This is a genomic window from Streptomyces sp. NPDC037083 (genome assembly GCF_055606485.1).
Genome location: NZ_JBVJSQ010000005.1, coordinates 197,973 through 224,397, shown reverse-complemented (window position 1 = coordinate 224,397; position 26,425 = coordinate 197,973). Strand labels below are relative to the sequence as shown.

Annotated in this window: 24 protein-coding genes; 11 read left to right on the top strand and 13 right to left on the bottom strand. The window is 71.8% G+C overall.

From position 1 onward, the window contains the following. Window positions 1-7 precede the first annotated feature (7 nt). Window positions 8-1,321: a M6 family metalloprotease domain-containing protein gene (locus ACZ7DE_RS15770; protein WP_470761440.1), complete on the bottom strand. Its 1,314-nt coding sequence runs from the start codon at window positions 1,319-1,321 to the stop codon at window positions 8-10. Window positions 1,322-1,677: 356 nt separating this feature from the next. Between ACZ7DE_RS15770 and ACZ7DE_RS15765 the strand changes: the two genes are divergently transcribed. Together ACZ7DE_RS15765 and ACZ7DE_RS15760 are read left to right on the top strand one after the other, a co-directional pair. Next, window positions 1,678-2,328, top strand: a complete 651-nt coding sequence (locus ACZ7DE_RS15765; protein WP_470761438.1) for a TetR/AcrR family transcriptional regulator — start codon at window positions 1,678-1,680, stop codon at window positions 2,326-2,328. A 149-nt stretch (window positions 2,329-2,477) separates the two neighbouring features. Next, the gene (locus tag ACZ7DE_RS15760; protein ID WP_470761436.1) at window positions 2,478-4,019 is read left to right on the top strand and encodes an MFS transporter; all 1,542 of its coding nucleotides are present in this window, start codon (window positions 2,478-2,480) and stop codon (window positions 4,017-4,019) included. 54 nt (window positions 4,020-4,073) lie between these two features. Here ACZ7DE_RS15760 and ACZ7DE_RS15755 read toward each other — a convergent pair whose 3' ends face one another. Continuing rightward, window positions 4,074-4,580, bottom strand: coding sequence for a MarR family winged helix-turn-helix transcriptional regulator (locus ACZ7DE_RS15755; RefSeq protein WP_470761434.1), 507 nt, complete (start codon window positions 4,578-4,580; stop codon window positions 4,074-4,076). Between the two features lie 164 nt (window positions 4,581-4,744). Here ACZ7DE_RS15755 and ACZ7DE_RS15750 point away from each other — a divergent pair, with 164 nt between their 5' ends. Continuing rightward, window positions 4,745-5,554: a dioxygenase family protein gene (locus tag ACZ7DE_RS15750; RefSeq protein WP_470761432.1), complete on the top strand. Its 810-nt coding sequence runs from the start codon at window positions 4,745-4,747 to the stop codon at window positions 5,552-5,554. Between the two features lie 12 nt (window positions 5,555-5,566). Here the strand turns inward: ACZ7DE_RS15750 and ACZ7DE_RS15745 are convergent, their stop codons facing one another. Then, window positions 5,567-6,106, bottom strand: a complete 540-nt coding sequence (locus tag ACZ7DE_RS15745; RefSeq protein WP_470761430.1) for a GNAT family N-acetyltransferase — start codon at window positions 6,104-6,106, stop codon at window positions 5,567-5,569. A 187-nt stretch (window positions 6,107-6,293) separates the two neighbouring features. On the opposite strand from ACZ7DE_RS15745, the gene ACZ7DE_RS15740 reads away from it, so the two are divergent. Beyond that, window positions 6,294-7,292, top strand: coding sequence for a sigma-70 family RNA polymerase sigma factor (locus ACZ7DE_RS15740; protein WP_470761429.1), 999 nt, complete (start codon window positions 6,294-6,296; stop codon window positions 7,290-7,292). 1,046 nt (window positions 7,293-8,338) lie between these two features. Next, window positions 8,339-9,025: a TetR family transcriptional regulator gene (locus ACZ7DE_RS15735; protein WP_470762031.1), complete on the top strand. Its 687-nt coding sequence runs from the start codon at window positions 8,339-8,341 to the stop codon at window positions 9,023-9,025. 41 nt (window positions 9,026-9,066) lie between these two features. On the opposite strand, the gene ACZ7DE_RS15730 is transcribed toward ACZ7DE_RS15735, so the two are convergent. Next, a complete protein-coding gene (locus ACZ7DE_RS15730; protein WP_470761427.1) occupies window positions 9,067-10,107 on the bottom strand; it encodes a helix-turn-helix transcriptional regulator in 1,041 nt (346 codons plus the stop codon). A 62-nt stretch (window positions 10,108-10,169) separates the two neighbouring features. Between ACZ7DE_RS15730 and ACZ7DE_RS15725 the strand changes: the two genes are divergently transcribed. The 5 genes from ACZ7DE_RS15725 to ACZ7DE_RS15705 all read left to right on the top strand — a co-directional run bounded on the left by ACZ7DE_RS15725 (window position 10,170) and on the right by ACZ7DE_RS15705 (window position 16,774). Continuing rightward, the gene (locus ACZ7DE_RS15725) at window positions 10,170-11,711 is read left to right on the top strand and encodes an MFS transporter (protein WP_470761425.1); all 1,542 of its coding nucleotides are present in this window, start codon (window positions 10,170-10,172) and stop codon (window positions 11,709-11,711) included. Window positions 11,712-12,165: 454 nt separating this feature from the next. After that, a complete protein-coding gene (locus ACZ7DE_RS15720) occupies window positions 12,166-12,927 on the top strand; it encodes a DeoR/GlpR family DNA-binding transcription regulator (RefSeq protein ID WP_470761423.1) in 762 nt (253 codons plus the stop codon). 26 nt (window positions 12,928-12,953) lie between these two features. Further along, complete coding sequence (pfkB, locus tag ACZ7DE_RS15715; RefSeq protein WP_470762029.1) at window positions 12,954-13,901, top strand: 1-phosphofructokinase; 948 nt, start codon at window positions 12,954-12,956, stop codon at window positions 13,899-13,901. A 304-nt stretch (window positions 13,902-14,205) separates the two neighbouring features. Continuing rightward, window positions 14,206-16,383, top strand: coding sequence for a PTS fructose transporter subunit IIABC (locus ACZ7DE_RS15710; protein WP_470761421.1), 2,178 nt, complete (start codon window positions 14,206-14,208; stop codon window positions 16,381-16,383). A gap of 109 nt (window positions 16,384-16,492) precedes the next feature. Continuing rightward, the gene (locus ACZ7DE_RS15705) at window positions 16,493-16,774 is read left to right on the top strand and encodes a hypothetical protein (RefSeq protein WP_470761419.1); all 282 of its coding nucleotides are present in this window, start codon (window positions 16,493-16,495) and stop codon (window positions 16,772-16,774) included. 126 nt (window positions 16,775-16,900) lie between these two features. On the opposite strand, the gene ACZ7DE_RS15700 is transcribed toward ACZ7DE_RS15705, so the two are convergent. The 4 genes from ACZ7DE_RS15700 to ACZ7DE_RS15685 all read right to left on the bottom strand — a co-directional run bounded on the left by ACZ7DE_RS15700 (window position 16,901) and on the right by ACZ7DE_RS15685 (window position 21,667). Then, on the bottom strand, window positions 16,901-17,647 hold the full coding sequence (locus tag ACZ7DE_RS15700) for a DUF6227 family protein (RefSeq protein ID WP_470761417.1): 747 nt from the start codon (window positions 17,645-17,647) through the stop codon (window positions 16,901-16,903). Window positions 17,648-17,870: 223 nt separating this feature from the next. Continuing rightward, complete coding sequence (locus tag ACZ7DE_RS15695) at window positions 17,871-19,106, bottom strand: L,D-transpeptidase (RefSeq protein ID WP_470761415.1); 1,236 nt, start codon at window positions 19,104-19,106, stop codon at window positions 17,871-17,873. Between the two features lie 198 nt (window positions 19,107-19,304). After that, the gene (locus ACZ7DE_RS15690) at window positions 19,305-20,333 is read right to left on the bottom strand and encodes a P1 family peptidase (protein WP_470761413.1); all 1,029 of its coding nucleotides are present in this window, start codon (window positions 20,331-20,333) and stop codon (window positions 19,305-19,307) included. 53 nt (window positions 20,334-20,386) lie between these two features. Continuing rightward, window positions 20,387-21,667 (bottom strand): low temperature requirement protein A, encoded by a 1,281-nt coding sequence (locus tag ACZ7DE_RS15685; protein WP_470761411.1) that lies wholly within the window; start codon window positions 21,665-21,667, stop codon window positions 20,387-20,389. Between the two features lie 277 nt (window positions 21,668-21,944). On the opposite strand from ACZ7DE_RS15685, the gene ACZ7DE_RS15680 reads away from it, so the two are divergent. Continuing rightward, entirely contained in the window at window positions 21,945-22,127 is a 183-nt protein-coding gene (locus tag ACZ7DE_RS15680; protein ID WP_319303178.1) for a hypothetical protein, read from the top strand. A gap of 127 nt (window positions 22,128-22,254) precedes the next feature. On the opposite strand, the gene mscL is transcribed toward ACZ7DE_RS15680, so the two are convergent. From mscL to ACZ7DE_RS15655, 5 genes are all read right to left on the bottom strand, one after another. Further along, window positions 22,255-22,719 (bottom strand): large conductance mechanosensitive channel protein MscL, encoded by a 465-nt coding sequence (gene mscL / locus ACZ7DE_RS15675; protein WP_470761409.1) that lies wholly within the window; start codon window positions 22,717-22,719, stop codon window positions 22,255-22,257. Between the two features lie 108 nt (window positions 22,720-22,827). After that, window positions 22,828-23,442, bottom strand: a complete 615-nt coding sequence (locus ACZ7DE_RS15670; protein ID WP_470761407.1) for an RcpC/CpaB family pilus assembly protein — start codon at window positions 23,440-23,442, stop codon at window positions 22,828-22,830. Between the two features lie 283 nt (window positions 23,443-23,725). After that, window positions 23,726-24,571 carry an S-methyl-5'-thioadenosine phosphorylase gene (locus ACZ7DE_RS15665; RefSeq protein WP_470761405.1) on the bottom strand — a complete coding sequence of 282 codons (846 nt, stop codon included), beginning with the start codon at window positions 24,569-24,571 and terminating at the stop codon, window positions 23,726-23,728. 117 nt (window positions 24,572-24,688) lie between these two features. After that, window positions 24,689-25,003, bottom strand: a complete 315-nt coding sequence (locus ACZ7DE_RS15660; RefSeq protein ID WP_470761403.1) for an FmdB family zinc ribbon protein — start codon at window positions 25,001-25,003, stop codon at window positions 24,689-24,691. Between the two features lie 67 nt (window positions 25,004-25,070). After that, a complete protein-coding gene (locus ACZ7DE_RS15655; RefSeq protein ID WP_470761401.1) occupies window positions 25,071-26,363 on the bottom strand; it encodes an MFS transporter in 1,293 nt (430 codons plus the stop codon). Between the last annotated feature and the right edge of the window lie 62 nt (window positions 26,364-26,425).

The window sequence follows — 26,425 nt, the reverse complement described above, 5'->3', positions numbered from 1 at the left end:
CGGGCTGCTAGCCCCGAGTCACCCGGACCCGGTAGTCGCCCCGAGGGTCCGCCTTCGTCACCGAGATGCGGATGCCGCGCTTGCGGTCCTTGAACGTCTGGCCCGGGGCGAAGGGGGCGTCGGAGAGTTCCGCGTGGACGTTCGGGCTGCGCGTGCAGCCGCCGCTGTCGGTGCGCGCGTCGTAGACGGTCACCGGGCCCATGCCGGTGTCGACGGCGGCGTCCACCTTGTAGACGAGGACGCCCGGACGGCACACGGTCTCGTCGTTCCCGCCGCGGGCGCGCAGTTCGACGGCGTACCCGGTGCGGTCGCTGATCGGGACGAAGACCAGCTTCGGACCGCCGGCGCGCGAGAGGGGCGTCAGCGGGTACTCCGTCGTGCCCGGGGCGGTGGCGCAGGCGATCTGGGCGGCGTCCAGCCAGCCCAGTTTCCACTTGTGCCAGCCGAGCAGGTCGTTGTTGGCCCCCCAGTCCTCGCTCATGATGTCCCAGTGGCCGACGGCGCCCCCGCCCTCCTGGGTATAGAGGTCGGGCAGGCCGAAGACGTGGCCGTTCTCGTGCGGGAGGACCCGGTAGCCGGTGCGGTCGTAGGAGCCCGAGCCGTCGTCCTGGCGGGAGTAGACGAAGGACGCGTTCGCCACCGAGACCCCGTCGGCGACCGGCGCCTCCGTGTTGCCGGCGAACGTCACCGACAGGACCGTGTCCAGCGCGGAGGGGCCCGCGTTCGGCGTGACCAGCACGTTCAGTAGGTCGTACGCGCGGAAGTCCACCGTCGGGTCGGCGGCGGCCACGATGTCCTGGACGAGCTCGCGGTAGCCGGGATCGAAGGGTGCGCCGCGCTCTATGCCGTACGCGCGAAAGGTCTTGGGCATGCGCAGCCAGTGCCGGATCGGGGTCGCGGCACGGTAGTCGAGGCGGCCGTAGGACGCCGTGCGAAACCACTCCTCGGTCTGCGGGAAGAACTCGCGGTAGCGGCTCAGCGCGCTGCCACGGCCGGGCGCGTCCGAGAAGTCGATCATCAGGGTGAGTGCGCGGACCGTGCCGGTGGAGCGGGAGTAGCCGCCCTGGGTGGGCAGGCCTTCGGACATCTGGACGGCCGTGCCACCGGTGATCATGCAGGGGGCGAGGGCGGAGGAGCGGGCCAGTGCGACGGGGCCCGCGCCGGCTGTCGTCGAGCCGGGGCCGTGAGCGAGACGTCCCGTGCCGGCCGACGTGCTGACCGCCAGGGTCAGGGCGGTGACGGAGGCGAGGGCGGCGACGCGCCGCGGGCGTATCCGGCGGCTGAGAGGGTCCCGGGCGGTGCGCACGGGCTGCGGCAGCATGCAGGGGCCTTTCGCTCCAGGCAGCCACCGGTCACCGGCTGCACCCTTTCGAACACCCTCTGTCGGGTCGCACGCACACGCGCGCTGGAGGAGACCGATCGTGGATTACCGGCTGGTATGAGGCGAGGCCGGGCAGGCCACCAGGGGCGACCCGTTCTGGTGGGGTCCGGGGGAGGGTGGAGGCGGTACGGAGGCAATGCGCAGGGCAGAGGTGTGTGACTCAGGTCACATCAAGAAACTTCCGGATCCGGGAAATAACCGGGGACGCCTTCCCCGTTTAGCCATGTGTCCGAGTGAAACGGGGACTCGCTCCCCGGATCGCGTCTCAGCCTCAGAACCTCAGTCAGGAGTGCGCCGTGCAGACCGCGACCGCCACCCCCGCAGAGCGCAAGGCGTCCCGGCCCCGTGCCGACGCGCTGCGCAACCGGGAGCGGATCGTCACCGCCGCCCGCGAGATGTTCACCGAGTTCGGCCCCGACGTGCCGCTCGACGAGATCGCTCGCCGGGCCGGCGTCGGCAACGCCACGGTGTACCGCAACTTCCCCGACCGCGACGCGCTGATCCGTGAGGTCGTCTGCTCGGTACTGGACCGTACGGTCCGGCACGGACAGATCGCCCTCGACGAGACCGGCGACGCCTTCGGGGCGCTGGAGCGCTTCGTGCACGCCGCCGCCGACGAGCGGATCAGCGCGCTGTGCCCGATGATCTCCAGCACCTTCGACGAGCACCACCCCGAACTCGAGGCCGCCCGCGAACGGGTCGAGCGGATCATCGAGGAGGTCATGGACCGTGCGAAGACGGCCGGGCAGCTCAGGCCCGACGTCGGCGTGGGCGACGTGATGATCGTGGTGGCCCAGCTCAGCCGGCCCCCGGCGGGCACCGCCTGCCTGAGCGCCGACCGCTTCATCCACCGCCACCTACAGCTGTTCCTGGACGGGCTGCGGGCTCCGGCCCCCTCCGTGCTCCCGGGCGCCGCCGTGACCATGGAGGACCTGCGCCAGTCCTGAGCGGCTGGTCCTTGAGCGATTAGTTCGCAGAACCGCAGCAGTCATCACCTACGTTGCCCGACCGGCCGTCAGCGGCGACGGGCCGTCCCTTCACTCATCAAGCTTTCTCGTCATTCTTTCCGTCACGAAGTACCGAAGCGGGTATTCCCATGTCTGAAACAGCCCAGAAGGCCCCGGCCCCCGGCAGGTCGGGCGCCCCGGACGCCAACCGCTGGAAAGCGCTGGCCTTCATCGCCCTCGCCCAGCTGATGGTCGTCCTCGACGCGACCATCGTGAACATCGCGATGCCCTCCGCCCAGCAGGACCTGGGCATCTCCGACGGCAACCGGCAGTGGATCGTCACCGCCTACGCCCTCGCCTTCGGCGGTCTGCTGCTCTTCGGCGGCCGGATAGCCGACCTGTGGGGCCGCAAGCGCGCCTTCGTCGTCGGCCTCGGCGGCTTCGCCGCGGCCTCCGCGCTCGGCGGCGCGGCCGTCAACGAGGCCATGATGTTCGGGGCCCGCGCCCTGCAGGGCGCGTTCGGCGCGCTGCTCGCGCCCGCCGCGCTCTCCCTGCTCGCCGTGATGTTCACGGACGCCAAGGAGCGCGCCAAGGCGTTCGGCATCTACGGTGCGATCGCCGGCGGCGGCGGCGCCGTGGGCCTGATCCTCGGCGGCTTCCTCACCGAGTACCTGGACTGGCGCTGGACGTTCTTCGTGAACATCCCGTTCGCCATCGTCGCCGCGGCGGGCGCCTACTTCGTCATCCGTGAGCCCGAGGGCGGCCGCAACCGCTCCGCTCTCGACATCCCGGGCGTCATCCTCTCCACGCTCGGCCTGGTCTCCCTGGTGTACGGCTTCACCCGCGCCGAGTCCGAGGGCTGGAGCGACTCCGTGACCATCGGCATGTTCGTCGCGTCGGCCGTCCTGCTGGCCGCCTTCGTGATCGTCGAGTCCAAGGTCAAGGCCCCGCTGCTGCCCCTGCGCGTGATCACCGAGCGCAACCGCGGCGGCATCTACCTCTCCCTCGGTCTCGCGATCATCGCGATGTTCGGTCTGTTCCTCTTCCTGACCTACTACCTGCAGATCGTGAAGGGCTACTCGCCGGTCAAGACCGGTTTCGCCTTCCTCCCGATGATCGCGGGCATGATCACCGGCTCCACCCAGATCGGCACCCGGCTCATGACGCGGGTCGCCCCCCGTCTGCTGATGGGCCCGGGCTTCCTGGTCGCCGCGCTCGGCATGCTGATCCTGACCCGTCTGGAGATCGGCTCCTCGTACGCGGCCGTGCTGCTGCCGGCGATGCTGCTGCTCGGCCTCGGCATGGGCACGGCGTTCATGCCGGCGATGTCCCTGGCCACCCAGGGCGTCGAGCCCCGGGACGCCGGCGTCGCCTCCGCGATGGTCAACACCTCGCAGCAGGTGGGCGGCGCCATCGGCACCGCCCTGCTGAACACGATCGCCGCGTCCGCGACGACGTCGTACATCAAGGACCACATGGCCGGCGCCGCCACCAGGCCGCAGCAGCAGCTGGTGCAGCTGGAAGGCATGGTGCAGGGCTACACCACCGCCATCTGGTTCGCCGTCGGCATCCTGGTCGTGGCCGCCACGATCGCCCTGACCTTCGTCAACGCCGGCAAGCCGGACATGGGCGCGGTCGCGGGCTCGGGGGCGCAGGACGCCGAGGACGCCGTGCCGGTGATGGTCCACTGACCCGCGCGGCCCCGGCCCGCTAGGGCGTCCGCGGCGGCTTCCGCCGGACCCGCCTCAGCGGAGCCAGGGCAGGTCGGCACCCGCTTCGTTCGGCTGGAGTCCCTCGGCGACGATCTGCATGATCTCGCCGAGGGACTTCTGCTGTTCCGGGCTGAGCCGGTCGAACACGGCGTTGCGCACGACGGCGACGTGGCCCGGCGCGGCGCGCTTGAGGACCTCCAGGCCCGGGTCGGTCAGCACGGCGAACTGGCCGCGCTTGTCGGAGGGGCAGTCCTCGCGGCGCACCCACCCGTTCTTCTCCAGGCGGGCGATGGCGTGCGAGAGGCGGGAGCGGGTGATCTTCGCGTGCATGGCCAGTTCGGTCATGCGCAGCCGTCGTTGCGGGGACTCGGCGAGCTTGACCAGGAGGCCGTAGTAGATGTGCGGCATGCCCGCGTCGCGCTGGAGCTGGCGGTCCATGTGGTCTTCGAGGAGGGTGGTGGCGTGCACGTAGGAGCGCCAGATGAGCTGCTCCTCGGCGGTGAGCCAGCGGGGCTCTTCGGATGCGGATGCCGTCGTCATGTACTCCACTGTAAACGTCCGCTCTTTGAACTTTAAACAAGCTTGGAATATGCTTGGCCGGGTCGACGTTTTAGATTTCAATCAACGGTGCCGAGTGCCGGGAACGAACCGGGCGTCCCGCACCTTCGGACCAGGGGCCGAGGTCCCGGAAGGAGTGACCCGTCATGTCCGCCACCGTCCAGGAGCCCTCCCGCCCCCTGGAGCGCATGCCCGCGCTCTACCTCAGTCACGGCGCGCCGCCGCTCGCGGACGACCCGATCTGGCCCGGCGAACTCGCCGCCTGGTCCGCCGACCTGCCCCGCCCCAAGGCGATCCTCATGGTCTCCGCCCACTGGGAGGAGGCCCCGCTGGCCCTCGGCGCCGTCGACCCCGTCCCCCTCGTCTACGACTTCTGGGGCTTCCCCGAGCACTACTACAGGGTGAAGTACGACGCCCCCGGCGCACCCGAGCTCGCCGAGAGCGTGCGCAAGCTCCTGCGCGCCGCCGGCACCCCCGTGCAGGACATCCCGGACCGCGGCCTCGACCACGGCGCCTATGTCCCCCTCGTCGAGATGTTCCCGACCGCGGACATCCCGGTCCTGCAGATCTCCATGCCGACCCTCGATCCCGCGAAGCTCATGGACGTCGGCCGCAAGCTCGCGCCCCTGCGCGACGAGGGCGTCCTGATCGTCGGCTCCGGGTTCTTCACCCACAACCTGGCCGCGCTGCGGCACACGGGCGGCGGGGTGCCCACCTGGTCGTCCGAGTTCGACGACTGGGGGCGGCGCGCACTGGAGGCGGGCGACTGGGACCAGCTGCTGGACTTCCTCCACAAGGCCCCGGCCGGACGGTACGCCCACCCGCGCACCGAGCACTTCGCCCCGCTCTTCGTCACCATGGGCGCGGCGGAGGTGACCGGCGAGCTCGACGCGCAGAAGTCCGTGATCGACGGGTTCTGGATGGGGCTGGCGAAGCGGTCGGTGCAGTTCGGCTGACCGCCGCCGGTCCTACAGCTCCTTCTCGAACCAGGCCACGTCCCAGTAGCGGCCGAACTTGCGGCCCACCTCGCGGTACGTGCCGACATGCCGGAAACCGAAGCGTTCGTGCAGCCGCGCGGACGCTTCGTTGGGCTGCGCGATGCCCGCGTACGCGCGGTGCACGTCCTCGCCCGCCAGCGCCTCGAAGAGCGCCTTGTACAGGAGCGTGCCGATGCCGCGCCGGCCGGCGTGCGGGGCGACGTAGACCGTCACCTCCACGGAGGTGGCGTAGGCCGGCTTTGGCCGGTAGGGGCTGGATGTGGCGTAACCCAGGATTTCCTCTGAGGTCCCCAGGATGTCCTGTGAGTCCGCTTCTGTGGCAACCATCAGGCGGTACGGGCCGTCTTCAGGGTGGGAGAGCAGCCAAGGACGTCGCTCTTCCGGAGTAAAGGCCACCGTGTCGAATGTGATGGGCGTCTCACGTACGTAGTGGTTGTAGAGGCTCGTGAGAGCTTCGAGGTCGGCCTCGACTCCTGGCCTGACCTGCACCTCTGTACCTTCCGATGCCATCACGCCCCCTGGGTGGTCCGACAGGGTACTGCATGATCAGAAAATTCGGGGTGCGGGTTGGGAATTCTGTCCTGATTCCAGTCGTTGTTTCCATCGGATGCAGGGCACCCGAGGAGAGTTCGAAGGTTCCGACAGTGCCGGGCGTCTGAAGGGTCACCCGCTGAACCACCATCGCAAGGGAGCACGCATGGCAACCCGTGCCGTCGCCCGCCGCAAGTCCGCCACCGGCGAGACGAGCGACGCGGCCCGCAGTGTTCGCGCCCATGGCGGCGAGATCGCCGACCGCGACCTGGTCGGCATGTACCTCGACGAGATCGCGCGTACACCGCTGCTCGACGCCGCCAAGGAGGTCGAGTTGTCCCAGATCATCGAGGCGGGTGTGTTCGCGCAACAGGTCCTCGACGGCGACGAGCAGTCCAGGGCGGACGCCTCTCGTGAGGAGCTCGAGGCCCTGGTCGCCGACAGCGAGCGGGCCAAGGACGTCTTCATCCGTTCCAACCTCCGCCTGGTCGTCGCGGTCGCCCGCCGCTATCCCCGCAGCGGTCTGCCCCTGCTCGACCTGATCCAGGAGGGCAACGCGGGCCTGGTGCGCGCGGTCGAGAAGTTCGACTACCGCAAGGGCTTCAAGTTCTCCACGTACGCGACCTGGTGGATCCGCCAGGCCATCACCCGCTCGATAGCGGACCAGTCACGCACGATCCGCCTGCCCGTCCACCTGGTGGAGGAGCTCGGCCGGATCCGGCGCGTGCAGCGCGAGTTCAACCGCGAGAACGGGCGCGACCCGGAGCCCGCCGAGATCGCGGCCGAGCTCGGCTCCACCCCGGAGCGCGTCACGGACGTCCTGGACTGGGCCCGCGACCCGGTCTCGCTGAACATGTCGGTCGACGACGAGGGCGAGACCCAGTTCGGCGACCTGCTGGAGGACACCTCCGCGGTCTCCCCGGAGCAGTCGGTGCTGACCCTGCTGCGCAGTGAGGAGCTGGACGGCCTGATCGACCGCCTGGACCCGCGCACGGCCTCCATCATCAAGATGCGCTACGGCATCGACGACGGGCGTGAGCGCACCCTGACCGAGGTCGGCAAGGAGCACGGTCTGACGAGGGAACGCATCCGTCAGATCGAGAAGCACGCGTTGCTGGAACTGAAGAAGCTGGCCCGCGACACGGGCTTCGAGGCGGCGGCGTAAAGGAACGCTCCGCGGCCGAGCGGCGTTCACGACGAAGGCTCAGCGGCCGCGTGGTGTGTGCGCAGGCTCAGCGGCCGCGTGGTGTCGGGCGTGGTGTCGGCGTGGTGTCGCGGACATTGCGCGACCGAGCTGGGCGGCCGCGTGGCTCGACCGGGCGGGGAGTGCGGCCCGGCCGGGCTGCGTGAAGCTCGGCCGGGCCGCGTGAAGCCATGTCGGGCCGCGTGCAGCTCGGGGGAGCCGCGTGAGAGTGCTGCCGCCTGGCTGGGCCGGGCGGCGTGCGCCGGAGAGGGCCTCTGCTTCAGGGTCTCGGGCCTCAGGGCGTCGCCATCAGGCGTCGACATCGGAGGGTCGGCGGCCTCAGGGCTGCGGCCACTGGGCCTCGGGCGCTTCGTGGTGCTGGGTTTCCGCCCGCGTGCGCCGGTGGAGGAGGGCCGCGCAAACATGGCGCGGGAACGCCGCTTAATCAGAAGGAGTGAGGGCAAAAGACTTCTGGGCACGGGAGTTCGGATCGGCCGGACCCCGCAGCCCTCTCCGAGATCTCTGCCCCACAAAGAGCCAAGTCCCGTCGCACTCCCCCCGGCGCCGGGACTGTCCCAGAGCCGGGCTTCGGCGCCTCCCCCCCAGGCGCCGGGGCCCGGCTCTTTTTCGTCCGGGGCGGCCGTCGGGAGCCCGCCATGGGGGCGGGGCGGCGGGATGAGCCATCGGGACGGGCCATCGGGGCGGCGGGGTGGGGCAGTGAGGTGGGGGAGCGGGACCGGCCAGCGAGGCGGAGCAGCGAGATTGGGCAGCGGCGGGGCGGGGTGGCAGCAGACCGCGCAGTTTGCCGGTCGGGGCAAAAGGTCGGGATTGCGGGCGCACATGTCCCGCCCGGCGCAGGACTGCGCGTGCGGGCACGCTGGGAAGGCGGGGCACCCCGTACCTGAACCACGGGGTGGCCCGCCCGAATGGCAGATTGTGCCACATGGGCATAGCCTGCCGAGGTGATCAGCTCCACCTCCCCCTCCTCCCCGGCTTCGCTGACCGAGCGGCGCAAAGCGGCGACGCGAATGGAGATCGCCCGGGCCGCGGCCGGTCTGTTCGTCAGCCGGGGATTGAAAGCCACCCGCGCCGAGGACATCGCCCAGGCGGCGGGAATCGCCCCGCGCACGTTCTACCGGTACTTCGCGACCAAGGAAGAGGCCGTCGCCCCCCTCTACTCGGCGGGCGCCGAGCGATGGGCGGAGGCGGTGCGCGAGGCTCCGGCCGAACTGTCGGTGCCGGAGGCCCTCGAACACGCCGTGCGGCACACCCTCGTACCCGGCCGGGCGGTGTCGTCGGCGTCCTGGGAGTGGGTCCGCACCCTGATCCGGCTGGCCGCGGCGAGTCCGGCTCTGGGCAAGGTCTGGGCCGAGGTCTGTCACACCTCGGAGTTCACGTTGACGGAGGTGCTGGAGCGGCGGGCGAGGGCCGTTGCGGCGATCGATCCGGCGCCTGGTCCCGCGATCGATCCGGCGGCCGGTCCTGCGGGTCGGGCGGCCGCCCTCTCTGACGCCCCGGAGGCCGAGGCCGCCGCCTCCCCGCACGAGCGCTTCACCGCGGCGGTGGCCTGCGCCGCGGTCCGGGTCGCGGTCGAGAGTTGGGCGGTGACCGACACCTCTCCCACCGGTCCGCAGGGACCGGCGGAGCTGGCGCTGCGCAACCTGCGCGCCCTACGGGACTTCAGCTGGGACGCGAGCCGGACGGGCGAGGCGTAGAACCCAACGCACCGCCCTCGCCCCGGGCGCTGGAGTCCGTCTTATCCCGCCTCGCCTCCCGCCCGGCCCAACCGGCCTGCCAACTCCCTTACACAGGAGACCAGTTCGCTCGGCTCCCGGACCGAGAACTCACAGCCCAGCATCGCGAGCCGCACCGCCACCCACTCCACCGGGTCACTGGTCGACCCACGCAGCCGGCACCCGCTCCCGCGCACCTCGTCCCTGCCGCCGTCGTCATCGCCGCCGTCGCCGTCGCCCTCACCGTCCTCCTGGTGCTCGGTGACCGGCGTTCCCAGCCAGGCCGGGAGCCGGGCCGCGACGAACTCCGCCGGCGCCTCGAACGTGACGTCGTACTCGTACTCTCGGGCGTCCGGCCGGCGTTGGATGGAGCGGCGCAGGTATTCGGCCGCGTTCCCCGTCGGCAGCTCCCGCGGAGCGAAACGCGCGCCGGTCGCGAAGGGGTCGCGGACCCGGTCGACCCGGAACGTCCGCCAGTCCTGGCGATCGAGGTCGTACGCCACGAGATACCAGCGCCGGCCTGTCGACACGAGCCGGTAGGGCTCGGTCAGGCGGCGCGACTCCGTGCCGTCCTTCGCGCGATAGGCGAACCGCAGCCGCTCGTGGCCGGCCACCGTCGACGCCATGACCGTCAGCGTCTCGGGGGCGATGCTCGCACCGTCTCCGCTGGTCAGGGGTGTGGTGGCGGCCTGGAGGGTGGAGACGCGGTGGCGCAGGCGGGCCGGCAACACCTGTTCCAGCTTGGCCAGGGCCCGTACGGAGGCCTCGTCGACGCCCTCCAGGGCGTGGCCGGCGCCTGCCCGCAGTCCGACGGCGATCGCGACGGCCTCCTCGTCGTCGAGGACGAGCGGCGGCATCGCCTTGCCCGCGACCAGCCGGTATCCGCCGTCCGAGCCCATGGTCGCCTGCACGGGATAGCCCAGCTCGCGCAGCCGGTCGATGTCCCTCCGGACCGTGCGGCGGGACACCCCGAGCCGGTCGGCAAGCTCGCCGCCGGGCCATTCGCGGGGCGTCTGGAGGAGGGAGAGGAGTTGCAGCAGCCGAGCCGGAGTGTCCGTCGTCATGTCTTCGAGGATGCCGCAGAAGTAGGACACGACCTGACCTATTGCGGTCCTACTGTCACACCATGACCTCCACGGAGACCTCCACCGAGACCCCGCCCACCCCTGAGACGACCCCTGGCGACCGACGTCGCTGGTTCGCGCTCGCCATCGTGATGACCGCGGCCTTCATGGACCTCGTCGACGTCACGATCGTCAACATCGCCATCCCCTCCATCAGGGAGGAAGCGGGCGCCTCCTGGAGCCAGATCCAGTGGATCACCGCCGGTTACGCGCTCGCCTTCGCCGCCGGACTCATCACCGGCGGGCGGCTCGGCGACATCCACGGCCGCAAGCGGCTGTTCCTCCTCGGCATCGGCGGCTTCACCCTGGCCTCCGCGCTGTGCGGCTTCGCCGCGAACCCGGAGATGCTGGTCGCCTCGCGCATCCTGCAGGGCGCCATGGCGGCGATGATGGTTCCGCAGGTGCTCTCGATCGTGCACGCCACCTTCCCGGCGCACGAGCGGGGGAAGGTGTTCGGCCTCTTCGGCGCGATCGTGGGACTGGGCGCCGTCTCCGGCCCGCTGCTCGGCGCGCTGCTGACGGAGTGGAACCTGTTCGGGCTGGAGTGGCGGCCCATCTTCCTGATCAACCTGCCGGTCGGCATCGCGGGACTGATCCTCGGCAGTCGTTTCATCACCGAGTCCAAGGCGCCGAAGGCACTGAAGCTGGACCTCGTCGGCGTCGTCCTGGTCACCCTCGGTCTGCTCATGCTGCTCTACCCGCTCACCCGCGGCCGTGAGCTGGGCTGGCCGGTGTGGGGGTACGTGTCGATGGCCGGCGCGCTGGGCGTGTTCGGTGCGCTGGTCGCGTACGAGCGGCGCAAGGGTGCGCGGGACGGCTCGCCGCTGATCGAGCTCTCCCTCTTCCGTGTGCGGAGTTTCGCGGCGGGCGTCGCCGTGCAGACCGTCTTCGGGATCGCCCTCGGCGTGTTCTTCCTGGTCTGGACGCTGTACATGCAGACGGGCCTGGGCTGGAGCCCCATGAAGGCCGGTCTGACCGGGGTCCCGTTCTCGATCGCCGTCTCGACGGCCGCCGGAATGTCCGTCCAGAAGCTGACCCCGCGCTTCGGGCGCAAGGTGCTGCAGGCGGGCGCCCTGACCATGGCCGTCGGCGTGCTCCTCTACATCTGGGAGTCCGAGCGCTACGGCCTGGACATCGCTCCCTGGCAGATGGCGCTGCCGCTGGTCGTCATGGGCGCCGGGATGGGACTGATCTTCGCTCCGCTGACGGACACGGTGCTGTCGGAGGTGCCGCGCGAGCACGCAGGTTCGGCGTCCGGGCTGATCAACACCGTCCAGCAGATGGGCAACGCGCTCGGCCTCGGTTTGGTCGCGGTCGTCTTCTTCGGTGAGATCGGCGACCGGCTGACCCCGTCCGAGGTGGGCCCGGCCTTCGCGAACGCCTTCCAGCACGCCCTGGGCTGGGTGGCGCTGGTGATGTTCGCGATCTTCCTGCTGATGTTCGCCCTGCCGAAGCGGCCGGCCCAGCACGTGGAAGGCGCGGCGGACTCCTCGGAGGCGGTTCCCTCCGAGGGTGGGGAGCGGGAGCGCGAGTTCGCGGCCTGAGCCGCCTGAGCCGCCTGAACCGATCCACAGCAGGGAGAGGCCCGTCACCGCAGCGGTGGCGGGCCCTCTGCGTTCGCCGGCGCAGGGCCTGAACCGAGCGCCCGGCCCGACTGCCTGGCTCACGCACTGGCTCGAATGCCCGGCTCGACTGCCCGGCTCAGGCACCTCGCTCGAATGCCCGGCTCGACTGCCCGGCGCACGCGCCTGACTCGAATGCCCGGCTCAAGCGCCCCGTCCCGAGCGCCCGTCCTGAGCGACTCGCCCCGAGCGCCCGCCCCGACTGCTCGAACCACCGGTCCAAGAGCCCGCCCTGAGCGCCCGCCCTCCCGCCTCGAAGTCCGTTCATGCCCGAATCAAGCCCGAACCTGTTTACTTTCTGGAAATCCGGGCGTAGCCTCCGAGGCGAAACCACAAGTTCGGGCATAAAGCTGGCATCGGCCGGAGGGGAACGGACATGTACGCACCGGAGCGGCAGCAGGAGATCCTGCGGCTCGCCCGTGACGGCGGACGAGTGGACGTCCTGTCGCTGGCCGAGGAGTTCCAGGTCACGGCGGAGACGATCCGCCGCGATCTGAAGGCCCTCGACCGGGCCGGCCTGGTGCGCCGCGTCCATGGCGGTGCCATACCGGCCGGACGCCTCGATTTCGAACCGGACCTCGCCGAACGCGAGGGCACCTCCGCCGACGAGAAGGACCGCATCGCCAAGGCGGCCCTCACCGAACTGCCGTCCGGCGGCACGATGATCCTCGACGCCGGCACGACGGTCGCCCGCCTGGCCGCCGCCCTCCCGCTGGAGGCCGAGCTCACCGTCGTCACCCACAGCCTGCCCATCGCGGCACGCCTCGCGGACCACCCCGGCATGCAGCTCCATCTCGTCGGGGGGCGCGTACGGCACCGCACGCGCGCCGCGGTCGACGCCTGGGCGCTGCGGGCGTACGGCGAGATCCGTGCCGACGTCCTGTTCGTCGCCGCCAACGGTTTCTCCGCCGAGCACGGGCTGACCACCCCGGACCTCGCGGAGGCCGCGGTCAAGCGGGCGGCCGTCGCCGCCGCCCGGCGGGTCGTCCTGCTCGCCGACTCCTCCAAGCACGGCCAGGAGCACTTCGCCCGCTTCGGCGACCTGGGCGACGTGGACCTGCTGATCACCGACAGCGGCCTGAGCCCCGACGACGCGGCCGCGATCGAGCGCGGCGGCACGGAAGTAGTACGAGCATGAGCGGCACCGGCATGAGCGCCACGGGCGTGATCCTCACCGTCACCCCCAATCCGTCCCTGGACCGCACCTACGAGGTGCCCTCCCTGGACCGCGGCGAGGTCATCCGCGCCACCGGAGAGCGGATGGATCCGGGCGGCAAGGGTGTGAACGTCTCGCGCGCCGTGGCGGCCGCCGGGCGGCGCACGGTCGCCGTCCTGCCCCTGGGGGGTGCGCCGGGCGCCCTCGTGGCCGACCTGTTGGACGCGCAGGGCATCGAGGTCGCGCCGGTCCCGGTCGCCGGAGCCACCCGCTCGAACATCGCGCTCGCCGAGTCCGACGGCGTCCTCACGAAGATCAACGCGCCCGGCCCCGAGCTCTCCGCCGAAGAGCAGGAACTCCTGTTGGAGACGGTGCGCGAGCAGTCGCGCGACGCCGACTGGATCGCCTGCTGCGGCAGCCTGCCCCGTGGGCTCGTACCGTCCTGGTACGCCGAGGTGGTCGCCCGTGCGCACGCAGGGGGCGCGCGGATCGCCCTGGACACGTCGGGGCGCGCGCTCCTCGAAGCCCTGCGCGAGCGGCCCGACGTGGTGAAGCCGAACGCCGAGGAGCTCGCGGAGGCCGTCGGACGCCCCCTGGCGACCGTCGGCGACGCGGTGAAGGCGGCCGAGGAGCTGCGCGAGATGGGCGCCCGCGCCGTGCTCGCGAGTCTGGGCGCCGACGGTCAGCTGCTGGTCGAGGACACGGGCACCTGGTTCGCGAGCGCGCGCGTCGACGTCGTACGCAGCAACGTGGGCGCGGGCGACTCCTCCCTCGCGGGCTTCCTCATCGCCGGCGGCAGTGGTCCGGCGGCGCTCGCCTCCGCCGTCGCGCACGGTGCGGCCGCCGTCCAGCTGCCGGGCAGCGTCATGCCCACCCCGGGCGACCTGGACCCGGCGGCGGTGACGGTGACGGCCGAGGTGCCGGTGGACCGCGAACTGAAGGAGCCGGTGTCATGACGACGGCTCCCGCACGCCCCACGGCGCCCTCCGGGTCGGCCCGGAATCGGCGAGACACCCCGTTACTCGCCGCCATCCACGGGCAGCAGGGCATCCTGAGCCGCCCTGCTGACCGCGGGGAGCAGGATCCGAACCGTCCTGCGGCCCCACGGAGGCGGGGTTTCCCCGACCCCGCCTCCGCCCCCCTCCCCGTCTCCACCCCCCTCCCCGTCTCCACCCCACTCCCCGTCCCCACCCCACTCCCCGTCCCCACCCGCGCCCACCACCCCACGCCCCGGGCGATACGCGTGCGAAGGAGCCCGCGATGAGCGACATGATCACCGCGGACCTGGTCGATCTCGACCTGTCCGCCCCAACGAAGGAAGCGGCGGCGCGATCCCTCGCCGAGCGCATGGTGGCCCTGGGCCGGGTGACCGACCTGGACGGCTTCCTCGCCGACGTGGCCGCCCGCGAAGCCCAGATGCCCACCGGCCTGGACGGCGGCATCGGCATCCCGCACTGCCGCAGCGCCCATGTCACCGAGCCGACGCTCGCCTTCGGGCGCAGCGCCGCCGGCGTCGACTTCGGCGCGGCGGACGGTCCCGCCGACCTGATCTTCCTCATCGCCGCCCCCGCCGGCGCGGACGACGCCCATCTGACGATCCTGTCGTCGCTGGCCCGTCAGCTGATGAACGCCGAGTTCACCGACGCGCTGCGGTCGGCCGGAGACGCGGCCGCGGCGGCGGCGCTGATCCGCGGCGACCAGCCCTCTGCCGCCGAGGCCCCGGCCACCGCAGCCACGTCCGCCGGAGCCCCGTCCGCCGGAGCCCCGTCCGCCGTCGCCCCGTCCGCCGGGGACGAGGGCGGCTCCACGGACTCCGTGTCGGCGTCGGCGGCGGCCTCCGCCGACGCCGACACGGCCACCGCCCCTGTACCGGCCCAGGCTTCGGCCCCCGCCTCCGAGTCGGGCGCCCCCGACTCCGGCGCCCCCGAACGTCCCTTCCGGATCGTCGCCGTCACCTCCTGCCCGACCGGCATCGCCCACACCTACATGGCGGCCGAGTCCCTGGAGAACGCGGGCCGCGAGGCGGGCGTCGAGCTGGTCGTCGAGACGCAGGGCTCGGCCGGTTTCACCCGGCTCGACCCGGCCGTCATCGCCGCCGCGGACGGCGTGATCTTCGCCCACGACGTGCCCGTACGGGAGAAGGACCGGTTCGCCGGGAAGCCCACGGTCGACGTCGGCGTGAAGGCCGGCATCAGCAAGGCCGCCGAGCTGATCGCCGATGTGCGCGGCAAGGCCGAGCGCGGCGAGGTCACCGCGGGCGCCAAGGGCGGCACGCCCGTCGAGCGGGCCGGCGAGTCCGGCGACAGCTACGGCACCAAGCTGCGCAAGTGGCTGATGACCGGCGTCAGTTACATGGTCCCGTTCGTCGCCGCGGGCGGTCTGCTGCTCGCCCTCGGCTTCGCGATCGGCGGCTGGGAGATCAACAAGGCGCCCTCGGTCATGGAGCACTTCTCCTGGACCCAGGTCGACAGCTGGGGCGCCCTGCTGTTCCAGATCGGCGGGGTCGCCTTCGGCTTCCTCATCCCGGTCCTCGCCGGCTACATCGCCTACGGCATGGCGGACCGCCCCGGTCTCGTCCCCGGCTTCGTCGGCGGCATGATCGCGTCCAACATCGCCGCAGGCTTCCTCGGCGGTCTGGTCGCCGGTCTGCTGGCGGGCGGCATCGTCCTCGCGATCCAGCGGATCAAGATCCCGCCGGTGCTGCGCGGCATCATGCCGGTGGTGGTCATCCCGCTGATCTCCTCGCTGGTCGTCGGCTTCCTGATGTTCGTCGTGGTCGGCAAGCCGATCGCCGAGGCCCAGAAGGGCATGACGGACTGGCTGTCCGGCCTGTCCGGCACCAACGCCGTCCTGCTGGGCGTGCTGCTCGGCCTGATGATGTGCTTCGACCTCGGCGGCCCGGTCAACAAGGTCGCGTACGCGTTCGCCACCGCCGGCATCGCCGTCCAGGACCCCAGCGACTCGGCGATGAAGGTCATGGCCGCCGTGATGGCCGCGGGCATGGTCCCGCCGCTGGGCATGGCGCTCGCGACCGTCGTCCGCAAGAAACTCTTCACCCCGACCGAGCGCGAGAACGGCAAGGCCGCCTGGGTACTGGGCGCCTCCTTCATCTCCGAGGGCGCGATCCCGTTCGCCGCGGCCGACCCGCTGCGCGTCATTCCGGCCTCGATGGCGGGCGGCGCGGTCACCGGAGCCCTGTCGATGCTCTTCGGCGCCACGCTCCGCGCTCCGCACGGCGGCATCTTCGTGGTCCCGCTGATCGGCAACCCGTTCCTGTACCTGGTCGCCATCGCGGCGGGCGTGTGCGTGACGACGGCCGTGGTCGTCGTCCTCAAGGGCCTGCGCAAGCCGGTCCCCGGCGCCACGGAGCCCGGGACGGCGGAAGACGCCGCCGGGACGGCCTCGGCGGCGGGAGCGAAGCAGCCGGTGGCCGCGTAACGCCCGTCAGCGTCCATGGGCGGCTGCGTAAATCTGACGATCTGCGTGGCCTGCGAGATACGTCACGGTCCGGGGCCAAAGTCCCGGACCGTGGTGTGTACTGGGCGATATGCCCGTGCATCTCACGCCCGCCCAGCTGACGGCCCTGACCGTTCTCGCCGTTGCGTCCGTCGCCTGGCTGCTCGTCCTGACGCGGGTCCTGCGCCGTATGCGCGCACGCGCCGAGGCTCACGCCACGCTTCGCGCCGTCCCGGTCCTCCCGGTTCTTCCCGTCCTCCCCGCTCTGCCGAGCCAGCAGCGGACCGGCCCCCACCGGGAGACCGTCGAGCTGACCGTGGCGGAGGAGGACGCCTTCGCGGGCCTCGTGCGCAGGCTCGGCGGCAGCCGCTGATCACGCGCCGGGGCGCGGCTCACGAGACCTGTGCCGTCAGGCGCCGGGCGCGGCTCACGACACCTGTGCAGTCACGCGCCGGGGCGCGGTTCGGGAGACCTGTGCCGTCGGGCGCCGGGGCGCGGGTCAGGAGACCTGGGCCGCGCGGCGCTCCATCGCGTCCCGGGCGGCCGCCTCGGACGCGTACACCTCGCACATGTGCCGCCCGTCGGGTGTCGCGGTGTGCTCGACCTCCCACAGCGAGATCTCCTGGCCGTCGCGCAGCAGGAACGCGTGCTCGTAGAGCGTGTAGCCAAGGCCGATCCGGCCCGCGCGGCAGGGGCGCCCGAAGGCCTGCGTGATCTGGTGCGCGAACGCCGACTTCAGCAGCGCCGTCGTGTCCGCGTCCGGCCGGTCGGGATTCTCCGCGCGGCGCAGCAGACGGCGCGCGTGGTCCGCCGAGTCGTCCGGCACATAGGCATGGCGGGGCGCCGGGACCGGCGACAGCTGCACCAGCACCGGCAGTTCGAAGTCCGGCGCCTCCGACGGCAGCGGCAGCCGGGCCGTGGCGGCCCGCAGCTCCTCCTCGTCGACGTACACCTCGTGCTGCGGCTCGCTGCCCGGCGCGGTGTTGTGCACGAGCTCCCACAGCGTGAGCGCACAGCCGTCGGCCAGCAGCCAGGTGTGCCGGTAGGTCTCCCGGTGCAGGCCGGCGCTGTGGTGCGCGGAGTGCAGGGAGCTGTCGTGCGCCAGCGCGCAGTCCAGCCGCCGAAGGGCCTCGTCGGGCAGCTCGAACGAGTTCAGGGCGCGACCGAGCAGTCGCGCGAGGTGCTCCTCCGGAGACTCGGGCGACTCGGCTGGTTCGTACGCTGTCGTCTCGTACGGAACGCTCAAGGTTTCTCCCGGCGTTGCTGCATGTCACCTTGTGGGTGCATACCGTAGCCCCTCGGTCGGACATCATGTCCGGGAACCGAGAAAACGTACGTCGGGGAAAACGCCCGGGCCGCGCGGATGGTTCCCGCGCGGCCCGACGCACCCTCAGAAACCGCCGGTCAGAAGGTGATCCCGGCGCTCCGGGCGCCCGTGGCGGTCTTGGTGATCTTGGCGATTTCGGCGGTCACCCGGTGCCCCCGGCGGTCCACTCGGCCCACGACATGTTCCAGCCGTTGAGCCCGTTGTCCGGGGCCACCTTCTTGTCGGGGGAGTTCTTCACGACGACCACGTCGCCGATCAGCGAGTTGTCGTAGAACCACTTGGCGGGGGTGTCGCCCTGGGCGCCCTGTACGTCCGCGAGTCCGACGCAGCCATGGCTGGTCCCGGTGCGACCGAAGGGCGGATTGCCCTTGTTGTACCAGAAGTTGCCGTGGATGAAGGTACCGGACGTGGTGAGGCGCATCGCGTGCGGCACGTCCGGGATGTCGTACTCCGAGCCGAGGTTGACCGACTGGCTGTTCATGCGGGTCTGCGTGAACTTCTCGGAGATCACCATCTGGCCGTTGTACGTGGTGTGCGCGGGGTCGCCCGAAGAGATCGGGACCGACTTCAGGGTCTGGCCGTCCCGAATCACCGTCATGGTCTGCGTGTTCACGTCGACCGTGGACACCTGCGAGCGCCCGACGGTGAAGGTGACCGTCTTCTTCTGCACCCCGTAGACGCCGTTCGCGCCCTCGATCCCGTCCAGGTCGATCTTCATCGTGACCTTGGAGCCGGCCTTCCAGTACTCCTCGGGCCGGAAGTCGAGCCGCTGCGCCCCGAACCAGTGACCGACCACCTGCTGTCCGCTGCTGGAGGTGACCGTGATGTGCGACTGCACGGCCTTCCTGTCGTCGATGGCCTTGTCGAAGGTGAACGACACCGGCATCCCGACACCGACCGTCGTGCCGTTGTCCGGCGTGTACGAGCCGATGAAGCTGTTGGCCGAGGAGACCGTGGTGAAGATGGAGTTGGCCGCGGCCGTCTTGCCGTTCGCGTCCTTCGCGGTCGCCGATATCTGGTACTTCGTCCCGCGCTCCAGCTGCTCCTTCGGCTTCCAGGTGCTGCCGTCGGCCGACACCGAGCCCTCGACGGTCTGCCCGGAGCCGGCCACCGTCATCTTCACCTCGGTGAGCCGGCCGTCACTCACCTTCACACCGGTCTGGTTGATCGACGCGCTCGTCGAGCCGTCCTTCGCCGAGATGACGATCTTGGCGACGGACGTCTTGACGGTGCTCCCACCGCCCTTGCCGCCGCCGCCCTTCGCGTCGCCGCCATCGGCGTTGGCGCTGCCCCCGCAGGCGGTCAGGGCCAGGGCGCCGACCACCAGGGCCGCACAGGCCCCCATTGCGCGCCGCACTGCTTTGTCCGCCGTTGTCACGGGCTGCTCCAGCTTCGTGTGAGGTTGAGTGATCCGCTCCAGTACGTGGGAGAGGAGGGCCCCGGCGCCCGGTGAGGTTCCGCACGGCCCCCCGTTGGCACCGTCACGTGACAGAACCCGGACAATGCCCGGGCTCACCCTGACCCCGTACGCGTCCTCACCGGCGTGCCCGGCCTCACCCTGACCCCGTACGCGTCCTCACCGGCCCCCGTACAGCTCCTCGTACGAGGGCCAGGCGCCGCCCGGGCCGTCCACCGGCTCGGCGGCGCGTACGGCACGGACGATCGCCCGGGTCACCACGTCCGCGCCCGCCGCGAGGACGTCGTTCAGGGCCAGCGGGTTGTCGGGGGCGAGCGGTCGGGAGCCGGTCGCCAACGCGAAGACGGTGTCACCGTCGTTGAGCATGTGCACCGGTCGCACGGCCCGCGCGATCCCGTCGTGCGCCGTGCCGGCCAGCTTCTGCGCCTGCGCCTTCGACAGGTCGGCGTCGGTGGCGACCACCGCGAGCGTGGTGTTCAGCGGGGGAGGGACGTTCTTCGCCGCACTCTCGGCGAGCCGCCGGCTCGCCGCCTCGTGCACCGGCGCCTGCGGGTACGTCACACGTCCCTGGAACAACTCCCCGTACAACGCGCCCGTCTCCGGATCCAGCACCGATCCCACGGCGTTGGCCACCACCAGCGCGGCCACCGTGATCCCCGAGTCGAGGACGGCGGCGGCGGTGCCCACGCCGCCCTTGAGCGGCCCGACCACCGCTCCCGTCCCCGCGCCGACGCATCCTTCCCGCACCCGCGCCCCGGGCTCGCTCGCCGCGGCCGCCGTCACCGCCGCCCGGCCGGTCGCCGCGTCCGGGCGGGCCCGGAAGTCGCCGCCACGACCCAGGTCGAAGACGCAGGCGGCGGGCACCACCGGCACGACATGCGTCGGGTCGGGGCCGACGCGGACCCCGCGCCCCTGTTCCTCCAGCCAGGCCATCACCCCGGACGCGGCGTCGAGCCCGTACGCGCTGCCGCCCGTCAGCACGATCGCCTCGACCTTCTGCACCAGGTTGCGCGGATCGAGGGCGTCGGTCTCCTTCGTGCCGGGACCGCCGCCGCGTACGTCCACCGCGGCCACGGCGCCGCCCTCGGGCGCGAGGACGACCGTGGCTCCGGTGAGCCAACCGTCGCCGGTCCGGGTGGCATGGCCCACCCGCACGCCGGCGACGTCCGTCAGAGCGTCAACTGTCATGGGAGCCAGTCTTGCCCAGCCCGTCCCGCGCCCGTGGCCGGAGTGCCCTCGCGTCACTCCGCGGAACGCGCACCCGGCTGCCGGCTCTCCCGAGCGTCCCGCCCCTTCCGCGCCTCGCGGGCGACCATGCGCGCCGTGAGGGTCGACCCGGTGGCCACCGCCAGCGCCGACACCAGGCCCGCCGCGAGGACCGCCCACTCGCCCAGGAAGGTGCAGCAGATCACCAGCAGCGCGGTGACGGGCAGCACCGACTGCTGGGCCAGGCCCACCTTGAAGTGCCGTGAGTGGAGCACCCAGACCGTCAGCAGGTACAGCGCCGTCGGCAGGGTGACGGCCACCGACGCGGCGAGCGTGGAGAGATGGGCCTTGCCGACGGTCTGCTCGACCGCCACCTCCAGGCCCGCACCGATCGCGGCGGCCGAGGCGAAGACGACGTAGTGCCCGTAACCCCAAAGGAACGCCTGCCGGTTGGAGCGCAGATGCCCGTGGATGGGCACCACGAAGTAGATCCACCAGGCCGCGAAGACGATCAGCAGGCCGCCCACCGCGATCGGCAGCAGCTCGCCCAGCGCGTCGTTCTCGTCGATGCCGGACTTCACGGCGACCGTGGCCGCAGCGATCGTCTCGCCCAGCACGATGATCGTGAACAGGCCATAGCGCTCCGCGATGTGGTGCGGGTGCCAGGACGTCGCATATCCGCGCTCCGCGTAGGGCGGCACGCACATCTCCAGCAGCGCCATCCCCAGGAACAGCCAGGCCCTGCCGCCCTCGGGCAGGATCAACAGCCCCAGCCAGCCCACCTGGCACAGCAGCACGCCCCCGGCGTAGCGCAGCGCCGTCGTCCGCTCCGGGCCCTCGGTCGACAGCGCCACGCGCAACCACTGCGAGGACATGGCGACCCGCATGATCGCGTAGCCCAGCCAGACGGCCAGGAACTCGTGGTCCTCGAAGGCCCGTGACACCCCGGCGGCGAGCACCAGGACCCCGGAGATCTGTACCAGCGTGACGACCCGGTAGAGAGCGTCGTCGTTGTCGTACGCCGAGGCGAACCAGGTGAAGTTCATCCAGGCCCACCAGATGGCGAAGAAGACCATCGCGTAGTTCAGGACGCCCTCGCCCGCGTGCGACTCCGCCACCGCGTGCACCAGTTGGACGCCCGCCTGGGCGATGGCCACGACGAAGCACAGGTCGAAGAAGAGCTCGAGCGGCGAGGCGACCCGGTGCGCCTCGTCCCGCCCGCGCGCGGTGAGCCTGCGCAGCGGATGTCTGTGGGCGGAGGCCGGGGAGGTCGTGCCGGGGAGAGGAGCCGGCGGCGGGGGCGTGCTGGACGTCATGGTCCCAGCACAGCAGATGACCGCCGGAAAATCCTGGCCGGAAGCCGCACGTCCGCGGCCCTGGCAGGCCGGCCCCCGGAATGCGCGCGGCTGCCGGGAGGGGGCGCTGACCTGTCCGTGGGATCGGCGGAAGGGGTCCCGGCTCTCATACGGGCCATGACTCGTGCGGCCACTCGGGCGGCCACACGTGAGGCCATTCGCAGGGTCACTCGGGCGGCCATGACCAGGGCCGCTCGCGCGGCGGCCCGGGTGGTCGCCGGGGCCGTACCCTGGACGCATGAGCACCCCCGCCGCCCCCGAGCCGCGTGACCCGAAGGCCGCGCTGATCTTCGACGACCCGCTGGACCGGCAGTCCTCGGACGACACCGACCGCGGGTGGGGCGAGCGTCCGGCGACCGGTGGCGACAGCGCCGCCGACCTGAAGCGCTTCCTCGACGAGAAGCCGCCCCACCACATCTGAACCCTCGGGATCCGCCCGATCCGGGACGTCCGGCGGGCTCGGCGGGTCCGCCACATCCGCCAGGTCCCGCGGGCTCGGCGAGCCCAGCACAGCCGCCAGGTTCCGCGGAACGGCCTGACAAGCGCCGTTACCGCTCGCCGCGCTCCATGCCCCGCTGGGCCACCAGCGCGTCGCGGATCTCCTTGAGCACCTCCAGCTCGGTCACCTCCATGACCTCCTGCGTGCCCTCCCTGGCCTTCCTGCGTGCCTCCACCCTCGCCAGGTACTTCGACATGGGCAGCACCATCAGGAAGTAGACGACCGCCGCGGTGATCACGAAGGTGAGGGTCGCGCCGAGGACGGAGCCCCAGAGGATCCGGACGCCCGTCGCGGCGTCGCCCGTACCGGTGCAGCGGCCCTTGATGCAGGAGCTGTAACTGTCCAGGTTCTTGGTGCCGATCGCTCCGATGACCGGGTTGATGATCCCCTTCACCATCGAATTGACGATGTTCGTGAAGGCCGCGCCGATCACCACCGCGACTGCCAGATCGACGACGTTCCCACGCATCAGGAAGGCCTTGAAGCCCTGCCAGACGCTCGCCTTGTCGCTCACCTCGGGGACACTCCTCGCATGTACAGGTTGTGGAACAAACAGCTCCGCAACCTACGTCACCACCGGGCGGGCGTGTCCAACCCGGCAGTTCGAACGAGCGGCCCGACCTCACCACAACGTCACCGCCAGCCGAGCCGTCGCGCTCGCGCCCGCCAGGCGCGCCGCCGTCGACCGGGGCACCGACAGGACGACCAGCGCGCCCCCCTCCGCTGCGCCGGAGGCCGTGGCAGAGGCGTCCACGGGGTCGGGCACCTTCGTCACTAGCGCCCCGCGCGCGACCACACGGACCCCGCCGCCCACCCCGCCCGCCGCCGTCTGCTCGGCGGCGATGACGTCGACCCGGTCGCCCGGGCGCAGCAGCCGGACGGTGGCGGCGTCGGCGATCCGCACCGGGGCGGTCACCTTCTCGGCGGTACGAGGGGCGGGCAGCGGGGCGTGCGCGGACGGCTGCGCGCGGGAGTGCATGCTCCCGGCCGCATCCGGATGCCCGCGCGCCGGGCCGCTGTCGCGGGGGCCCGCCACCACGAGCGCCGCGGCGGTGACGGCGAGGCCGATCGCCACGGCACGCCTGCGGCTCCGGACCAGCCGGCCGAGTCGATACCGGCTGTGGCCCACGCGCACCGGGTCGAAGGGCGGCACCGCGCAGGTCGCGGGGGCCTCAGGCCCGGGCGGGCAGGGCGCGGACGGGAAGGCGAGGGGAGAGGAGGGAGGAAGAGCGGACACGGGATCACCACCAGCGAGGAGGGACGGGCTTGCAGAGCCACGATGAGCCCTCGCGCCGCCTCCCGCCGGAGCCGGTGGACCACCCACGGTTTGTGGACAACTCCCCCACCCGAACGAGAAGTTCCACCCCCGCCGACCCGCCCACCAGCCCGCCGGACATCCATCAACCGACCAGTTGGCCGGCCCGTCGGCCCACTCGCCCGCCGGCCCGGCCGTCGGCCCGCCCACTCGCCCGCCGGCCCGGCCGTCGGCCCGCCCACTCGCCGGCCAGTCGGCCCGCCCGCTACGGCAGCTCGAACCCCGGGTTCAGTCCGCCCAGCGCGTTCGTGCACGGGCAGTCCCGGTCAGCGTTCTCGGGCAGCGCGGCCACCGTGTCGAACAGCACGTCCCGCAGCCGGTCCACGTTGGCCGCGAACACCTGCAACACCTCTTCGTGCGAGACGCCCTCACCGCTCTCGGCGCCCGCGTCCAGATCGGTGACCAGGTTCAACGACGTGTAACAGAGCTCGAGTTCACGGGCGAGCGCGGCCTCCGGATGGCCCGTCATGCCCACCGCCGACCAGCCCTGCGCCTGGTGCCACAACGATTCCGCGCGGGTCGAGAACCTCGGCCCCTCGATCACGGCCAGCGTTCCGCCGTCCACCGGCTCCCACTGCCGTCCGCGCGCCGCCTTCAGGGCCGCCGCGCGTCCGGCGGGGCAATAGGGGTCGGCCAGGGACACGTGCACCACGTTGGGCATCGTGCCGTCGGGCAGGGGCAGCCCGTCGAAGTAGGTCCCGATCCGCGACTTCGTCCGGTCGACCAGCTGATCGGGCACGAGCAGCGTGCCGGGCCCGTACTCGGGACGCAGACCGCCCACCGCGCACGGGCCGAGGATCTGACGTGCCCCGACCGACCGCAGGGCCCACAGATTGGCCCGGTAGTTGATCCGGTGGGGCGGCAGATGGTGTCCGCGCCCGTGCCGGGGCAGGAAGGCGACCCGTCGGCCGGCTGCCTCGCCGAGGAAGAGGGAGTCGCTGGGCGGCCCGTAGGGGGTGTCGACCTGGATCTCGGTCACGTCGTCGAGGAACGAGTAGAAACCGGAGCCGCCGATCACGCCGATCTCTGCGTTCGCTGCCTTGTTCGCCATGTCCGGCACCCTAGGCCAGTCCCGGGCCGCCGAAAACGCCGGGCGTCAGGCCGCCGGGAACGCCCAGGACCCCGTCGTCGGGCGACGACAGGGTCCCGTGAGACGGAGTCCGGATCCTTATGCGGCGGAGCTGCTGCCGGCCGAGGTGCCGGTGCTCGAGGACTTCGAGTCCGACGAGGACGACGTGGTCGAGCTCGGCTTCGAGTCGGTGGTCGACGACTTCGACGACGACGCCGGCGAGCTGCTCGACGAGGAGCCGCGGCTGTCGTTGCGGTAGAAGCCGGAGCCCTTGAAGACGATGCCGACCGCGGAGAACACCTTCTTCAGGCGGCCACCGCAGCTCGGGCACTCGGTCAGGGCGTCGTCGGTGAACTTCTGCACCGCCTCGAGGCCCTCGCCGCACTCGGTGCACTGGTACTGGTAGGTCGGCACTGTCTTCCTCCTGGCACTCTCACTCAGTGAGTGCTAACGACGGTCTATCTTGACGCATTCCCGGGGATCAGTCCACTGTCACCGGCACGCGGTGACCGACGCCACGTGCGACCGTACGCGCGCGGGTGCGGGGCGACAGGCGCGAACGCAGCGCCAGCAGGACCGCCAGGGCCAGCACGGTGCCGCCCATGGGGACCAGGAAGCCGGCCCCGCCCCAGAAGCGGTCCTCCAGCTGTCCGGCGACGGTGACCGCGGCGGCCTGGCCGAGCGCCACCGCGCCCGTCAGCCAGGTGAACGCCTCGGTGCGGGCCCCCGCCGGGACCAGGCCCTCGACGAGCGTGTAGCCGGTGATCAGCGCGGGCGCGATGCACATGCCGACCAGCAGGCCCAGGCCCGCCAGCAGCAGCACCGAGTGCGCGGCCCACAGGCCGGAGGCGACGAGCGCGAGCGCCGCGTAGGCGACGGCCAGGCGCCGCTGCGGGGCGGCCTTCCAGGCGATGGCGCCGCAGACCAGACCGGAGAGCATGTTGCCCGCGGCGAAGGTCCCGTACAGGACGCCGTTCAGGCCGGGCTCCCCGATCGACTCGGTGAACGCGGCCAGGGAGACCTGCATGCCGCCGAACACGGAGCCGATGCCCAGGAAGGTCACGATCAGCACGCGCACACCGGGCACGCGGAGGGCGGAGGCGTGTTCCACGCGCGCGTGCCCGGCGGCGGCGACCCGGGGCTGGGTGCTCTTCTGCGCGGCGAAGAGCAGTCCGCCCAGCAGGGTCAGCGAGGCTTCGGTGACCAGGCCGGCAGCCGGGTTCACGGCCGTGCACAGGGCCGTCGCGAGCAGCGGGCCGACGACGAAGGTGAGCTCGTCGGTGACGGACTCGAAGGCCGCCGCGGTGGTCAGCAGGGGTGAGCCCTTCAGTGTCACGCCCCAGCGGGCCCGCACCATGGGGCCGACCTGGGGCACCGAGGCGCCCGTGGGCACGGCGGCCGCGAACAGCGCCCACAGCGGGGCGTGGGCGAGGGCGAGCGCCGTCAGGGCGAGGCCGGACACGGTGTGCACGAGCACTCCGGGAATTAGCACCGCGCGCTGCCCGTATCGGTCGGCGAGCCGCCCGCTGTAGGGCGCGCACAGCGCCATGGAGACGCCGGTGACGGCCGCGGCGGCGCCGGCCGCGCCGTACGAGCCGGTGGTGTGCTGGACCAGCAGCACGATGGAGATGGTGAGCATCGCGAAGGGCTGGCGGGCCGCGAAGCCGGGCAGCAGGAACGTCCAGGCGCCGCGGGTGCGCAGCAGTTGCCCGTATCCCGGGCGGGCGGGGGCCGACGAGTCCTTCGACGGCTCGGTGGTGACCGTGGATGCCACGGCCCGTGCCTTTCTGCCGCCTGGTAGCGCGCCCGTGCGGGGGGCGCCGAGAGCTGTCCTCT

Bases quoted from the DNA above. Each gene is read 5' to 3' on its own strand.
- ACZ7DE_RS15735 (WP_470762031.1), top strand. From the start codon at position 8,339: ATGGAGATCGCCCGGGCCGCGGCCGGTCTGTTCGTCAGCCGGGGATTG.
- ACZ7DE_RS15770 (WP_470761440.1), bottom strand. From the start codon at position 1,321: ATGCTGCCGCAGCCCGTGCGCACCGCCCGGGACCCTCTCAGCCGCCGG.
- ACZ7DE_RS15725 (WP_470761425.1), top strand. From the start codon at position 10,170: ATGACCTCCACGGAGACCTCCACCGAGACCCCGCCCACCCCTGAGACG.
- ACZ7DE_RS15730 (WP_470761427.1), bottom strand. From the start codon at position 10,107: ATGACGACGGACACTCCGGCTCGGCTGCTGCAACTCCTCTCCCTCCTC.
- ACZ7DE_RS15710 (WP_470761421.1), top strand. From the start codon at position 14,206: ATGAGCGACATGATCACCGCGGACCTGGTCGATCTCGACCTGTCCGCC.
- ACZ7DE_RS15740 (WP_470761429.1), top strand. From the start codon at position 6,294: ATGGCAACCCGTGCCGTCGCCCGCCGCAAGTCCGCCACCGGCGAGACG.
- ACZ7DE_RS15720 (WP_470761423.1), top strand. From the start codon at position 12,166: ATGTACGCACCGGAGCGGCAGCAGGAGATCCTGCGGCTCGCCCGTGAC.
- ACZ7DE_RS15750 (WP_470761432.1), top strand. From the start codon at position 4,745: ATGTCCGCCACCGTCCAGGAGCCCTCCCGCCCCCTGGAGCGCATGCCC.
- ACZ7DE_RS15685 (WP_470761411.1), bottom strand. From the start codon at position 21,667: ATGACGTCCAGCACGCCCCCGCCGCCGGCTCCTCTCCCCGGCACGACC.
- ACZ7DE_RS15690 (WP_470761413.1), bottom strand. From the start codon at position 20,333: ATGACAGTTGACGCTCTGACGGACGTCGCCGGCGTGCGGGTGGGCCAT.
- ACZ7DE_RS15760 (WP_470761436.1), top strand. From the start codon at position 2,478: ATGTCTGAAACAGCCCAGAAGGCCCCGGCCCCCGGCAGGTCGGGCGCC.
- ACZ7DE_RS15680 (WP_319303178.1), top strand. From the start codon at position 21,945: ATGAGCACCCCCGCCGCCCCCGAGCCGCGTGACCCGAAGGCCGCGCTG.
- ACZ7DE_RS15745 (WP_470761430.1), bottom strand. From the start codon at position 6,106: ATGGCATCGGAAGGTACAGAGGTGCAGGTCAGGCCAGGAGTCGAGGCC.
- ACZ7DE_RS15705 (WP_470761419.1), top strand. From the start codon at position 16,493: ATGCCCGTGCATCTCACGCCCGCCCAGCTGACGGCCCTGACCGTTCTC.
- ACZ7DE_RS15665 (WP_470761405.1), bottom strand. From the start codon at position 24,571: ATGGCGAACAAGGCAGCGAACGCAGAGATCGGCGTGATCGGCGGCTCC.
- ACZ7DE_RS15755 (WP_470761434.1), bottom strand. From the start codon at position 4,580: ATGACGACGGCATCCGCATCCGAAGAGCCCCGCTGGCTCACCGCCGAG.